General features: G+C 64.5%; 14 protein-coding genes and 2 tRNA genes. 11 read left to right on the forward strand and 5 right to left on the reverse strand.

Annotated features, from left to right (window positions below; translation table 11 throughout):
* Positions 1 to 12: 12 nt before the first annotated feature.
* The gene (locus tag FOB72_RS02310) at positions 13 to 927 is read right to left on the reverse strand and encodes a PP2C family protein-serine/threonine phosphatase (protein ID WP_150371056.1); all 915 of its coding nucleotides are present in this window, start codon (positions 925 to 927) and stop codon (positions 13 to 15) included.
* Positions 928 to 1,037: 110 nt separating this feature from the next.
* Positions 1,038 to 2,078, reverse strand: a complete 1,041-nt coding sequence (locus FOB72_RS02315) for a serine/threonine protein kinase (protein WP_150371057.1) — start codon at positions 2,076 to 2,078, stop codon at positions 1,038 to 1,040.
* A gap of 213 nt (positions 2,079 to 2,291) precedes the next feature.
* Here FOB72_RS02315 and FOB72_RS02320 point away from each other — a divergent pair, with 213 nt between their 5' ends.
* The 4 genes from FOB72_RS02320 (at position 2,292) to FOB72_RS02335 (ending at position 6,791) form a co-directional block, all read left to right on the forward strand.
* Positions 2,292 to 3,227, forward strand: a complete 936-nt coding sequence (locus FOB72_RS02320) for a YicC/YloC family endoribonuclease (protein WP_150371058.1) — start codon at positions 2,292 to 2,294, stop codon at positions 3,225 to 3,227.
* Positions 3,228 to 3,260: 33 nt separating this feature from the next.
* On the forward strand, positions 3,261 to 3,911 hold the full coding sequence (gmk, locus tag FOB72_RS02325; RefSeq protein ID WP_150371059.1) for a guanylate kinase: 651 nt from the start codon (positions 3,261 to 3,263) through the stop codon (positions 3,909 to 3,911).
* 95 nt (positions 3,912 to 4,006) lie between these two features.
* Positions 4,007 to 4,210 carry a DNA-directed RNA polymerase subunit omega gene (rpoZ, locus tag FOB72_RS02330; protein ID WP_006578656.1) on the forward strand — a complete coding sequence of 68 codons (204 nt, stop codon included), beginning with the start codon at positions 4,007 to 4,009 and terminating at the stop codon, positions 4,208 to 4,210.
* A 145-nt stretch (positions 4,211 to 4,355) separates the two neighbouring features.
* Positions 4,356 to 6,791 (forward strand): RelA/SpoT family protein, encoded by a 2,436-nt coding sequence (locus FOB72_RS02335; RefSeq protein ID WP_150371060.1) that lies wholly within the window; start codon positions 4,356 to 4,358, stop codon positions 6,789 to 6,791.
* An 8-nt stretch (positions 6,792 to 6,799) separates the two neighbouring features.
* On the opposite strand, the gene greB is transcribed toward FOB72_RS02335, so the two are convergent.
* Positions 6,800 to 7,372, reverse strand: coding sequence for a transcription elongation factor GreB (gene greB, locus FOB72_RS02340; RefSeq protein ID WP_150371061.1), 573 nt, complete (start codon positions 7,370 to 7,372; stop codon positions 6,800 to 6,802).
* Positions 7,373 to 7,496: 124 nt separating this feature from the next.
* Here greB and FOB72_RS02345 point away from each other — a divergent pair.
* From FOB72_RS02345 to FOB72_RS02360, 4 genes are all read left to right on the forward strand, one after another.
* A tRNA-Arg gene (locus FOB72_RS02345) sits at positions 7,497 to 7,573 on the forward strand.
* 162 nt (positions 7,574 to 7,735) lie between these two features.
* A complete protein-coding gene (locus tag FOB72_RS02350; protein ID WP_150371062.1) occupies positions 7,736 to 8,005 on the forward strand; it encodes a hypothetical protein in 270 nt (89 codons plus the stop codon).
* A gap of 149 nt (positions 8,006 to 8,154) precedes the next feature.
* Positions 8,155 to 8,388: a hypothetical protein gene (locus FOB72_RS02355; protein ID WP_150371063.1), complete on the forward strand. Its 234-nt coding sequence runs from the start codon at positions 8,155 to 8,157 to the stop codon at positions 8,386 to 8,388.
* Between the two features lie 93 nt (positions 8,389 to 8,481).
* Positions 8,482 to 8,558 (forward strand) — tRNA-Met (locus FOB72_RS02360).
* 171 nt (positions 8,559 to 8,729) lie between these two features.
* Here FOB72_RS02360 and FOB72_RS02365 read toward each other — a convergent pair.
* Entirely contained in the window at positions 8,730 to 8,987 is a 258-nt protein-coding gene (locus tag FOB72_RS02365; RefSeq protein ID WP_150371064.1) for a hypothetical protein, read from the reverse strand.
* A gap of 51 nt (positions 8,988 to 9,038) precedes the next feature.
* A complete protein-coding gene (locus FOB72_RS02370) occupies positions 9,039 to 9,338 on the reverse strand; it encodes a hypothetical protein (RefSeq protein ID WP_150371065.1) in 300 nt (99 codons plus the stop codon).
* A gap of 196 nt (positions 9,339 to 9,534) precedes the next feature.
* Between FOB72_RS02370 and FOB72_RS02375 the strand changes: the two genes are divergently transcribed.
* The 3 genes from FOB72_RS02375 (at position 9,535) to lpxO (ending at position 12,434) form a co-directional block, all read left to right on the forward strand.
* On the forward strand, positions 9,535 to 10,998 hold the full coding sequence (locus FOB72_RS02375) for a DUF2252 domain-containing protein (RefSeq protein WP_191002175.1): 1,464 nt from the start codon (positions 9,535 to 9,537) through the stop codon (positions 10,996 to 10,998).
* Between the two features lie 77 nt (positions 10,999 to 11,075).
* Entirely contained in the window at positions 11,076 to 11,405 is a 330-nt protein-coding gene (locus FOB72_RS02380) for a hypothetical protein (RefSeq protein WP_150371066.1), read from the forward strand.
* Between the two features lie 126 nt (positions 11,406 to 11,531).
* Positions 11,532 to 12,434 carry a lipid A hydroxylase LpxO gene (gene lpxO / locus FOB72_RS02385; protein WP_150371067.1) on the forward strand — a complete coding sequence of 301 codons (903 nt, stop codon included), beginning with the start codon at positions 11,532 to 11,534 and terminating at the stop codon, positions 12,432 to 12,434.
* Positions 12,435 to 12,447: the final 13 nt, after the last annotated feature.

A 12,447-nucleotide genomic window follows, 5' to 3' on the forward strand; every position in this document is an offset into this window, starting at 1 on the left:
GCCAGAGGCCGCTTACCGCATGAAATTGCTGGTCTTGTCGATGGCGGCGCGGATCTCGGCAATCGAACGTTCGATTTCTTCCTCGGACAGCAGGTCGCTGTCGTTACCCGTGCGCTCGAGAATCGACGTCGTGAACGCGTTGAGCGGCAGCGTGTCGGTCAGCACGGCTTCCTCGCTCGGCGTCGCGGTGTCCAGCTCCCACATCATCGCGATCGCGGTGGTGTTGTCGGCACCTTCGCCGGCATTGAGCAGCGCCTGCTCGATCAGGTCCGGAATGGCATGCACCACGGACAGGTTGGTCACCTTGTCCACGATGACCCGTTCCTCGATGCTGCCCCACAGGCCGTCCGAGCACAGCATCGCCACGTCGCCCGGTTCCAGCCGCACCGGACCGCCGATATCGATCAGCGGCAGGTTGGGCGAGCCCAGGCAGTTGTACAGCTTGTTGCGCTCGGGATGGTTGGCCACATCCATCGGCAGCACGCGCTCCTGCTGCAGCAGGTTCTCGATCTTCGAATGGTCGCGCGTGCGCGTCAGCAGGGCGCCCTTGCGCACGAGATACAGCCGCGAATCGCCCGCATGGGCCCAGTGGATCTGCCCCTGCTGGATCAGGCAGCACACCACGGTCGTGCGGGGGATATCCGCTAATCGGTTGGCTTCCGCGTAACGGTGGATCTCGCGGTGCGCGAGCATGATCGTGTCCTGCAGGAAGTCCGCCGGGTTGCGGATGGCCGGGCGGGCCTGTGCCTGGAACTGGCGCGCGAGCGTCTGCAGCGCCTGCTGCGCGGCGACCTCGCCGAGCGCGTGGCCGCCAAGGCCGTCGGCCAGCACCATCAGCAGGGCATCGCGCGTGAAGCAGTAGCCCATGCGGTCCTGGTTGATGCGGCGGCCGCCCTTTCGGCTTTCCTGATAGACGGAGAATCGCATGTTGGCTATTCGGTAACGTTCTGGGGCGCGCCGGCCGGGCAGTGGGCCACGCCGTCGCGCCGTGATTCAATCGGCGCCCGCGACTCGCGCGGCGCCCGTTCTTTGTCCGCTCAGTCGGTCCCCACCTCGCGGCGGCGCAGCAGCGTCATGAACCGGCTCGTCGCGCCGGGGCGCTCGGGCATCGGCGCCGTGGCGGGCGATGCGCCGGCCAGCGCGGCCGCGGCGGACTGCTCGCCGAGCGCATTGCTCTGGTCGCGCAGTTCCTTCTGCAGGCGAAACACGCTCTGCGGCCGCTCGGACGGCGTCAGCCGCAGGCACCATTCGACCAGATCGACGAGGCCGTTCGTGTACGTGCTGCGCAGGCGCGACATCGCCTCGCCCATGCGGTCGTCCTTCTCGCGCTGGTTCGCTTCCTGCGGCGGCATGCCGGCCATGCAGGCATAGAGCGTGGCGCCCAGGCTGTAGATATCGGTCCATGGACCGAGTTCGGAGTGCTTGCCGTACAGTTCGGGCGCGGCAAAGCCGGGCGTGTACATCGGCTGGAAGCGCGCGGCCTCCATGGTCAGGATCTGCCGCGCGGCGCCGAAGTCGAGCAGGATCGGCGACTCGTCCTCGCGCAGGTAGATGTTGCCGGGCTTGATATCCAGATGCAGCAGCTTGTGGATATGGACCTCGCGCAGCCCGCTCATCAGGTCGTGGAACACCTTGCGGATGAAGCGTTCGCGCAGCACCTTGGCGCGTCCCTGCTGCCGGGCCTGCAGGATATGCTCCTGCAGCGTCTTGCCCAGCTCGTAGTTCATGACCATGTAGACCGTGGAATTCTCGCGAAAGAAATTCACGACGCGTACCACGCTCGGATGGGAAATACGGGCGAGCGAACGGCCTTCTTCGAAGAAATACTTGAGCCCGAGCCGGAATGACGCGGCATTTTCGTCGGGCACCACGGGAATCAGTTCGCCCGGGCTGCGGCGCGCGAGCGAGGAGGGGAGATATTCCTTGATGGCGACGGGCGCGCCGGTTTCGTCGGTCGCGAGATAGACGAAACTGAACCCCCCGCTGGCCAACTTCTTTACAATGCGGTAGTTGGCAAGCAGCGTGCCGATTGGCAGCGGCGCACTCTTGGGTGGGTTAGCGCCCTTGGACTCTGTCATAGGATTCGGGACCGGATTTGCTCACGGATTGTCCGGGCTAATCGGTCACTTGTAAAGGAACGTGTAGCGGGGTGTTGTCGCGCGGTGTCGCCATTATCCAACCCTCGCCGAATTTCATTCCGGCCTGCTGTTTTGCATGGCTTTTTCCCTGATTTTCGATGCCGCCCGGCCGCATTTCCGGCCCGGCCACCGAGTTATTCGCGAGATTACCCAATGATTCACAGCATGACAGGTTTTGGTTCGGCCACGCGGCAGGCGCCGCTGACGAACGCGCAGGGCGAGCCCAGCGGGCGGACCGCATCGGTTTCGGTCGAGTTCCGGACTGTCAATTCGCGTTTCCTCGACCTGTTGTTCCGCGCGCCCGAGGAATGCCGCGCGTACGAGCCGGCGCTGCGTGAAATGCTGATGGGCGAACTGTCGCGCGGCAAGCTCGAATGCCGGATCAACCTGCAGCGCACGGACACCGGCGGCGCCACGCTGGCGCTGAACCAGGGCCTGCTGGACCAGATCCGCGCGCTGGAAACCACGGTAAGCGCCACCTTCGCGGGCGCGGGCTCGCTGCGCATGGGCGAGATCCTGCGCTGGCCCGGCGTGCTGGTGGAGCCGGAACTCTCGCAGGACGCCCTGCGCGAGGCCGTGATGGGCGCCGCCCGCGATGCGCTGAAGCAGTTGCTGGAAGCGCGCCGCCGCGAGGGCGAAGCCCTCAAGGCCACGCTCGAGGAGCGCGTCGATGCGATGCTCGCGATCGTCGAGCGCCTGACGCCGACGATTCCGCAACTGATCGCGCATCATCAGGAGAAACTGACCGAGCGGCTGCAGGAGGCGTTCAACCTCGCCGCGCCCACGGGCATGCCCTCGATGAGCCGCGACGAAATCGCCGAACGGATCCGCCAGGAAGCCACGGTGTACGGTATCCGCATCGATATCGCCGAGGAACTTTCGAGGCTCCAGGCCCACCTGAATGAAACGCGGCATATCCTGAAGAAGGGCGGCCAGGTCGGCAAGCGGCTCGACTTCATGATGCAGGAGCTCAACCGCGAAGCCAACACGCTGGGTTCGAAGGCAGCCGCCAAGGAACTCTCCGACGCCTCGATGGAGCTCAAGCTGCTGATCGAGCAGATGCGCGAGCAGATCCAGAACCTCGAATAACGATTTACCCGATCCACACGATTCACGATCATCATGAGCGACTCGACCCATACTGCCATCGACACCGCCTATCCCGGCAACCTGTTCATGGTGGTCGCGCCCTCCGGGGCCGGCAAGTCCACGCTGGTCAATGCGCTGCTCGCGCAGGACCCGGCCATCCGCCTGTCCATTTCGCACACCACGCGCGCGCCGCGTCCCGGCGAGCAGAATGGCCGCGAATACCATTTCACGACCATCGACACGTTCCGCGCCGCGCGCGACCGCGGGGACTTCCTCGAGTGGGCGGAAGTCCACGGCAACTACTACGCGACGTCGCGCGTGTGGATCGAGGAACAGATGGCGCAGGGCAACGACGTGCTGCTGGAGATCGACTGGCAGGGCGCGCAGCAGGTGCACAAGCGGTTCTCCAATGCGATGGAGATCTTTATCCTCCCGCCGTCGCTGACGGCGCTCGAGGAACGGCTCAAGAAGCGCGGCCAGGACGAGCCCAACGTGATCGTGCGGCGCCTGCTGGCCGCGGGGAGCGAAATGGCGCACGCGAGCGAGTCCGACTACGTGATCATCAACGAGGTGTTCGAAGACGCGCTGGAGCAGCTCAAGAACGTCGTTCGTGCGACACGTCTGCGCTTTTCGTCGCAGAAGGCGCGTCACGCGGAGCTCTTTATCGAGCTCGGAATCCACTGAGAACTTCAGTGAGTCATGGGCGGCCGGACCCGTTTCGGCCGCGTGCTGTAAAATGGCGGCCTGTCGAACAGGTTTTATCCCAAGGTGGATTTGATATGGCGCGTATTACCGTCGAAGATTGTCTGAAACACATCCCGAATCGTTTCGAGCTCGCGCTCGCCGCGACGTACCGTGCACGCCAGCTGGTGCAGGGTCACACGCCCAAGGTCGAAGCGAAGGACAAGCCCACGGTCGTGGCACTGCGTGAAATCGCCTCGGGCCAGGTCGGCATCGAGATGCTGAAGAAGGTCCCGACCTGATTGGTCAGGCGGCCCATCGTGTGTCCTCGCTACCAGCCGGATTCCATAGGCCGCCATCATGTCTTCCCTGCCGCCTGCACCCCCTGCTTCCTCCGGCCCCTCCGGTCCGGCCGGGCGTAGGCAAGGCAACCCCGGCTCGCCCTCAGTGACGGCACGCACCGGCGCACCCAATCTCCCCGATCCGCTCGGCAACGACGTTGTCGGGGAGCGGGCGGTCGTCCCGCCCATCGCGCAAACGAAGGCGCAGACGAAGTCCCGCGCCGCCACCGAGACCGAAGAGCTGCTGGCGGAGCCGCCCGCGAGCGTGCCGCCGCCGGCGCCCGGCAGCGACCTCTATATCGACGCGGTGCTGGCGCAGTCCTACCGGCACTTCTTCGGCCCCACGTCGCAACCCGCGGTCCCGCCGCGGCAGCAGGTCATCTCGATCGCTCGGCTCATGGAGAAGCTGGCTTATCTGAAGCCAGCCGATCAGGCCGTCGTGCGCGAGGCATTCCAGTTCTCCGACGAGGCGCACCTCGGCCAGTACCGGCAGAGCGGGGAGCCGTACATCACGCACCCCGTCGCGGTGGCCGAACTGTGCGCGGAGTGGAAGCTCGACGTGCAGTCGATCATGGCCGCGCTGCTGCACGACGTGATCGAGGACCAGGGGATCACCAAGAGCGAGCTCGCGGAGAAGTTCGGTCCCAAGGTGGCCGAACTCGTCGATGGGCTGACCAAGCTCGACAAGCTCGAATTCCAGAGCCGCGAACAGGCGCAGGCGGAAAGCTTCCGCAAGATGCTGCTCGCGATGGCGCGCGACGTGCGCGTGATTCTCGTCAAGCTGGCCGACCGCACGCACAACATGCGCACGCTCGGCTTCGTGCCGCCCGAGAAGCGCCGCCGCATCGCGCTCGAGACGATGGAGATCTACGCGCCCATCGCGCACCGTCTCGGTCTCAACACGATCTATCGCGAACTGCAGGAGCTGTCGTTCAAGGTCGGCTCGCCGTTCCGCTACGCCACGCTCGAGAAAGCCGTGAAGGCCGCGCGCGGCAACCGCCGCGAAGTGGTCAAGCGCATTCTCGAGGCCGCGCAGCATGCGCTGGCCGACGCGGGCATCGTCGCCGAACTGTCGGGCCGCGAGAAGACGCTCTACAGCATCTATCGCAAGATGCACGACAAGCAGCTGTCGTTCTCGCAGGTGCTCGACGTCTACGGTTTCCGCGTGGTCGTGGAAACGCAGATGCACTGCTACATGGCCATGGGCGCGCTGCACGGCCTGTACAAGCCGATGCCGGGCAAGTTCAAGGACTACATCGCGATTCCGAAGATCAACGGCTACCAGTCGCTGCATACGACGCTGGTGGGTCCGTTCGGCACGCCCGTCGAGTTCCAGATCCGCACGCGCGGCATGCACCAGATCGCCGAGGCCGGCGTGGCTGCGCACTGGATGTACAAGCATCAGGCCGATCACGCCAACGATATCCAGCAGCAGGCGCACCAGTGGCTGCAGTCGCTGCTCGATATCCAGAGCCAGACCGGCGATTCGCAGGAATTCCTCGAGCACGTCAAGATCGACCTGTTCCCGGACGCGGTCTACGTGTTCACGCCCAAGGGCCATATCCGCGCGCTGCCGCGCGGCGCCACCGCGCTCGACTTCGCGTACGCGGTGCACAGCGACCTCGGCAACCAGTGCGTGGCCGTCAAGATCAACAACGAGCTGCTGCCGCTGCGCACGGAGCTCAAGAGCGGCGATATCGTCGAGGTGGTGACGGCGCCGTACTCGAAGCCCAATCCGGCGTGGCTCGCGTTCGTGCGTACCGGCAAGGCGCGTGCGGCGATTCGCCACTACCTCAAGACGACCAAGCTCGACGAGGCGATCCAGCTCGGCGAGCGCCTCCTCGAGCAGGCGGCGCGGCAGCTGGGCATCGAACTCAAGGCGGTGCCGCAGGCCGTGTGGGACCGCATGATCCAGTGGACCGGCAACAAGCATCGCGAGGATATCTTCGCGGACCTCGCGCTGGGCCGCCGCGTGCCGGCCGTGGTGGCGCGCCGCATGGAAATCCTGCTGCAGGAGTTGTCCGGCGATGTCGATAGCGCGCTGCTGGCCGCCGTGCAGACCTTCGCGGGCGAGGAAGCCCCGGCCGTGGCGATTACCGGCGACGAAGGCATGTCGATGATCTTCTCGGCATGCTGCCGCCCGATTCCCGGCGATTCGATCGTCGGCTATCTCGGCAAGGGAGAAGGCCTGCAGATCCACGTGCAGGATTGCAAGGTGGCCAAGCGGCTGCACAGCAAGGATCCCGAGCACTGGATCGAGGTCATGTGGGCGAAGAAGACCACGCGCGCGTTCGACGTCTCGATCAAGGTCATGGTGCACAACGTGAAGGGCATCGTGGCGCGCGTCGCTGCAGACCTCACGTCGGCGGACGCCAACGTGGCCCACGTGTCGATGGAGCAGCAGCAGGGCGGCCATCAGGAAGCCACGTACATGCAGTTCGTGATCCAGGTGCAGAACCGTCTGCACCTCGCCAACGTCATGCGCGCGCTGCGCCGCAATCCGGACGTGATCCGGATCTTCCGCGACCGTAACGACGGCTGACCCGCCGGTCAGGCCTCCGCTTGCCCCCGCTTCGGGTAGCGGACTTCCAGAATATCGATCTGTTCGATGCCGGCCGGCGTTCGCAGCGGCACGGTATCGCCCTCGCGCGCCTTGATCAGTGCCTTGGCGATCGGCGAGATCCAGCTCACGCGATGGGTGTCGAGGTCCACCTCGTCCATGCCGACGATGGTGATCGTGGTCTCCTCGCCGGCCTGGTTCGCATAGGTCACGGTGGCGCCGAAGAAGATCTGGTCGTTGTCGCCCTGCAGGGAGGGATCGACGACCTCCGCCTTATCGAGCCGGCGCGTGAGAAAGCGGATGCGCCGATCGATCTCGCGCAGCCGCTTCTTGCCATAGAGGTAGTCACCGTTCTCCGAGCGGTCGCCATTCGATGCGGCCCACGACACGATCTGCACGACGTCCGGCCGATCCACGTCGATCAGATGCATGAGTTCGTTGCGCAGGCGGTCGTAGCCGGTGGCGGTGATGTAGTTCTTGGTTCCCGCCGGAATCGGTGTGGCGCCTTCCGGAAGGTCGTCGTCGTCCTCGTCGGACGACTCTTTGACAAATGCCTTGTTCATGGTCGGGATCACTTCATGAGGCTGTCATTATAGAAAGTTGCGGCTCTGCGGCCCCGATGGCGAAAAAAATGCACGAAGGGGCTTCCCAAAAATCAAAACTTCTATATAATCTCTTTTCTCGCGTGCGGCTGTAGCTCAGTTGGATAGAGTACTTGGCTACGAACCAAGGGGTCGTGGGTTCGAATCCTGCCAGCCGCGCCACCTATAGAGACGAAGGGCTTCCGGAAACGGAAGCCCTTTTTCTTTTCCGCTTCCTTTTCCGCTTCCCTTTTCCGCTTCCTTTTCTCGCATCTTCCTCTCATTCCCGGAACGCCTTCCCGTCGCCAGGCTCCAACCTCTGTGATCACACACGGGAGAGACCTCATGGCAAGCGATGACTGGCGCGTGGAGCAATACCGCGGCAAGGACGCCTACGTCCTGATTTCGCCGCAGCGAGAGCACATCGCGGGCAGCGTCGATGAGACGCAGCTGTGGACCTACGAGGTTCGCATCGCGGAGGAGGGCACCGATCCTGCCGACGCGGGCGATACCGAAGTGCTGCAGAGTGGCAATCATGTCTTCGCGACGCGTCATGCGGCCGAGACCGCCGCGTTCGCCGCGGCGTACGCGCTGATCGACAAGCTGCTCGCATAATCCACCTTCCGCGCGCCATTGCGGTTCTCGCAATGGCGCATGTCGACAGCCATTGCCGCGCGTTTGACGCGGATCATTTTTGTCGCGAAGGGTTGGACCTACGCTGGAATTGGACGCGGAGTTGCGCGTCGCAGTGGCAGGAGCCAACCATGAAGGAGTACGACGGATACAAGATCCTCTACGAAGTGATCGCCATGCCCAAGGGCAAGTGGGCCATCATGATCGAGGTCATTCATCGCGAGAGCGGCACGACGATCGCAGAGCGGCACAACCCGTTTCCCGTGCACGCATTCGACACGAAGCTCGAAGCGCTCGGACACGTCAATCGACATATCGAGACGCTCATCGATGCGCATGGCGCACAACTGCGGCGCATCGCATGACCTGAAATGGGACGCGCGCCGCGGCAATCCCCATCGCTGTGCAAATAACGATTGCGTCAGCGATGGGTTTCAGACATAATTGCCTTCTTCAGACGCGGGGTGGAGCAGTCTGGCAGCTCGTCGGGCTCATAACCCGAAGGTCGCAGGTTCAAATCCTGCCCCCGCAACCAATCCTCTGCAGTACAGTCTCTCAGTGGTCGTCGCAGTGCAGCCCTCTCGGGTGTAGCGTGCACAGATCCCTGGGACGCGCCAAGTCAGTTTCCTGCGACCCGTCTTCGCAAACTTCCTTTTTCGCGAACTTCCCAGCAGTGATGTGATCGCCGTTGCGACGCCGTTGAGATTTACTTCGCCAGCGTCGCCGCTTTCGCGAACGTATCGCGTACGAGTGCCTGTCCTTCGCGTTCGGCCGCTTCCGCGCGTTCGTGCAGCCGCTGCGTGAGTACCTGAAGCGTGGCCGCATCGGCGCGCGATGTCGCCTCGCGCATCGTCTGCGCGAGTTCGCTGCTCACGTCGGCGCCATCGAAGGCGCTGACGGAGAGGGCGGAAATGCGTTCGAGGAAATTGTTGACCAGCGCCTCATCGTGTTTCGGTTCGGACATATTGCATGCTCCTGAATGATGAAGAGGGTGGCGCCGGCCAGAGGCCGGACGTCAGTCGCGCGGCGGCGGCAATTGTCCGGGGTAGTTCGCGGTCATGCGCCGCCGGGCGGGTTTCATCGCGCGAGCGGGCCAGAGCACGTAGTTGGTATGCGGGTCCATCGGCTTGCCGAAATAGGACACCCACACTTGTACGCCATGCTCGGTTTCCGAGACGATGGCAGCGACGGCACGCGCCGCGACGGACGGGGACTTCAACAGATCGGCCAGCGCTTCGACGCCCTGGACCACATGATGTTTCACACCCCTGAACCACACGTATTGACGCATGGCAGCAAGAAAACTTTTGGTCATGAGTTCGACTCTTCCTGTGTCTATGCGATGTTTGAGACAGCAGCTTACACAAGAAGTTGTGACGGTCTTGTAGGGGAGCGTCTGATTTTTCCCATTCGCGCACGATGCGTCACACGCAGGCTCTGTGGGCTGTCAAATTGACAATCGCGGGACCTTGCATTACGTTCGATCACATCGGGCCCATCATGGAGGCATCGTGGCGATCGTGGCAGGTTCGGACGCAAGACGGGCGCGCGGCAAGGCATTGCGGCAACATGCGCCGCGCAGTCTGCACGCCGCCATCGGCCACGTGGATCGCGACCCCATCCGGCTGCTAGAGATCAGCAGCGCCGGCCGTGTCGATCGGCTGATTCCGCTGCGCTACGGGCGCATGCTCGAATCCCCCTTTGCATTCTTCCGCGGCAGCGCGATCGTGCAGGCGCACGATCTGGCCGGCACGCCGTATTCGGGCATCGTCCAGCAGATCTGCGGCGACTGCCATGTGGCCAACTTCGGCGGCTTTGCCACGCCCGAGCGCGCGCTGCTGCTCGACGTCAACGACTTCGACGAGACCGCCGAGGGGCCATGGGAATGGGACCTGAAACGGCTGGTCGCGAGCTTCGTCGTGGCGGCCCGCCATCTGCGCCATTCGCGCGCGACCGCCGATACGCTCGTGCGGCAGGCCACGTCCAGCTACAGCGCCCGCATGGCGACGTACGCGGATATGGGCATCCTCGATACCTGGTATGACCACATCACGTTCGAGCGGCTGCTGAACGAGGCCACCGACCCCGACGCGCAGCGCGCGATCCGCCGTGGCATGGAGCGCGCGGCCGATCGCACGCATGCGGCATTGCTGCCCAAGCTCGGCGTGCAGGTCAACGGCCGCTGGCATATCCTCGACGCGCCGCCCGCGGTGTTCCACGTGCGCGGCAATCAGACCCTGTTCGCGGCGAGCGACGACTGGATGAGCGTGAAGGATGTGGAGGCGGTGCTCGACAAGTTCCACGCCGAGTACCTGACCACGCTCGCGCCCGACCGCCGTCAGTTGCTCGCGCATTTCACGCGGCACGACATGGCGTTCAAGGTGGTGGGCGTGGGCAGCGTGGGCACGCGCTGCCTCATCCAGCTGATGATCGATACCCACGGCAAGCCGCTGTTCCTGCAGGTCAAGGAGGCGGGGCAGTCGGTCGTGGCGCGGTATTTCAAGGCCCGGCGCGCGGCCGCGGGGAAGCGCGGCGCAGGGCGGTCGGTCCGGCCGGCGGCGGCACCCGTGCACGAGGGCCGGCGCGTGGTCGAAGGGCAGCGCCTGATGCAGGCCGCGAGCGATCTGTTCCTGGGCTGGGCCAAGGGGCCCTTCGGCCGGTGTTTCTATCTGCGCCAGCTGCGCGACATGAAACTGTCGCCGCAGCTCGAACTCATGGACGCCAACCTGCTGGGCCGTTACGCGTCCACCTGCGGGTGGGTGCTCGCCCGCGCGCATGCGAAGGCCGGCGGGCAGGCGGCGGAGATCAGCGGCTACCTGGGCAGCGGCGATCGCATGGCCGAGGCGCTGGTGGAGTATGCGAACGCGTACGCGGATCAGGTCGAGCGCGACTATGCGCGCTTTGTGGAAGCGTGCCGCAAGGGCGATCTGCCCGCGCGCACCGACGAGGATATGGCCGCCGAGTTTAGGGTCTAGCAGGGTGTAGCAGGGATTAGCAGGGATTAGCAGGGACTAGCAGGGTTTGATCACAGAGGGACGACAGGAGCTTGCCGATGACCGAGGAAATGCTGCTGCAACTGATGGCCGAAGTCGAGAAGGAGGACCCGATCGACTATGCGGACCTGCCATTCGACGACGCCGGATTGCGCGAGATCGCCTGCCGCCTGATCGCGGCCCGCTCGCAGGAAATCGAGGCGTCCGGCATGTCCGTGGACGCGCTGCTGGCCACGCTGTGGGCATCCACCGCCAAGCTCGTGCTGGAGAACATCGTGCTCAACGCGCGCCTGCTGACGTTGCAGGGGGCCCCCGAGGACGCGCGTGCGCTGATCGACCGGATTGCCCGCCAGTCGCGCGACACACCGCCCGGATCGGAAGATTCTTGATCGGAATCAAAGGTGCCGGCTCGTGCACACAGTGCGGCGCCGTCATCATTTCGCTAAAATACCGATCTTTCGCCGGGGACGCCTTGTCAGGCCGCGTCTCGCGGTGCCTGACTGGAGGATTCTCGGGTGATCAAGTGGCTAATCGTCGCCGTCTATGCCGGCGCTATTCTGTACGTGCATTTGCGCGGCAAGGTGAGGCTGCCGTTCATGCGTCAGTTGCTGGACCACTCCGCCCTGGTCGCGCCGGTCAACTGCTTCATGTACATGTTCTCGGGCGTCCCGACCACGCCGTATATCCCGACCGAGCGTTTTCCCGATCTCGAGAAGCTGCGCGCCGCCTGGCCGCAGATTCGCGACGAGGGGCTGGCGCTGATCGCGATGCGCAAGATCAAGGCCGCGGACAAGAACGACGACGCCGGCTTCAACTCGTTCTTCAAGTACGGCTGGAAGCGCTTCTACCTCAAGTGGTACGAAGCGCAGCATCCGTCCGCGGAAACGCTGTGCCCCAAGACCGTGGCGCTGCTGCGCGAACTGCCGACCGTGAAGGCGGCGATGTTCGCGGAGCTGCCGCCTGGCGGCAAGCTCAACCCGCACCGCGACCCGTTCGCGGGCTCGCTGCGTTACCACCTGGGGCTGTCCACGCCGAACGACGACCGCTGCTTCATCGAAGTCGATGGCGAGCGCCATAGCTGGCGCGACGGGCATGGCGTGGTGTTCGACGAGACCTATCTGCACTGGGCCGAGAACAAGAGCGAGACCGACCGGCTGATCCTGTTCTGCGATATCGAGCGCCCGATGCGCTATCGCTGGGCCGCGGCGTTCAACCACTGGATGGGCCGCAAGGTCATGACGGCCGCCAGTTCGCCGAACGACGAGGCCGACCAGACCGGCGCGATCAACAAGCTGTTCCGCTTCGTGTGGCTCGGCGGCCAGCATCGCCGCCGCTTCAAGGCGTGGAACCGGCCCCTCTATTACGTGACCAAGTTCGGCCTGATCATCGGCGGCGTCGCACTGATCGTCTTCGTCTGATCGCTTCTCCGCC

Source organism: Cupriavidus pauculus (assembly GCF_008693385.1).
Lineage (GTDB): Bacteria > Pseudomonadota > Gammaproteobacteria > Burkholderiales > Burkholderiaceae > Cupriavidus > Cupriavidus pauculus_D.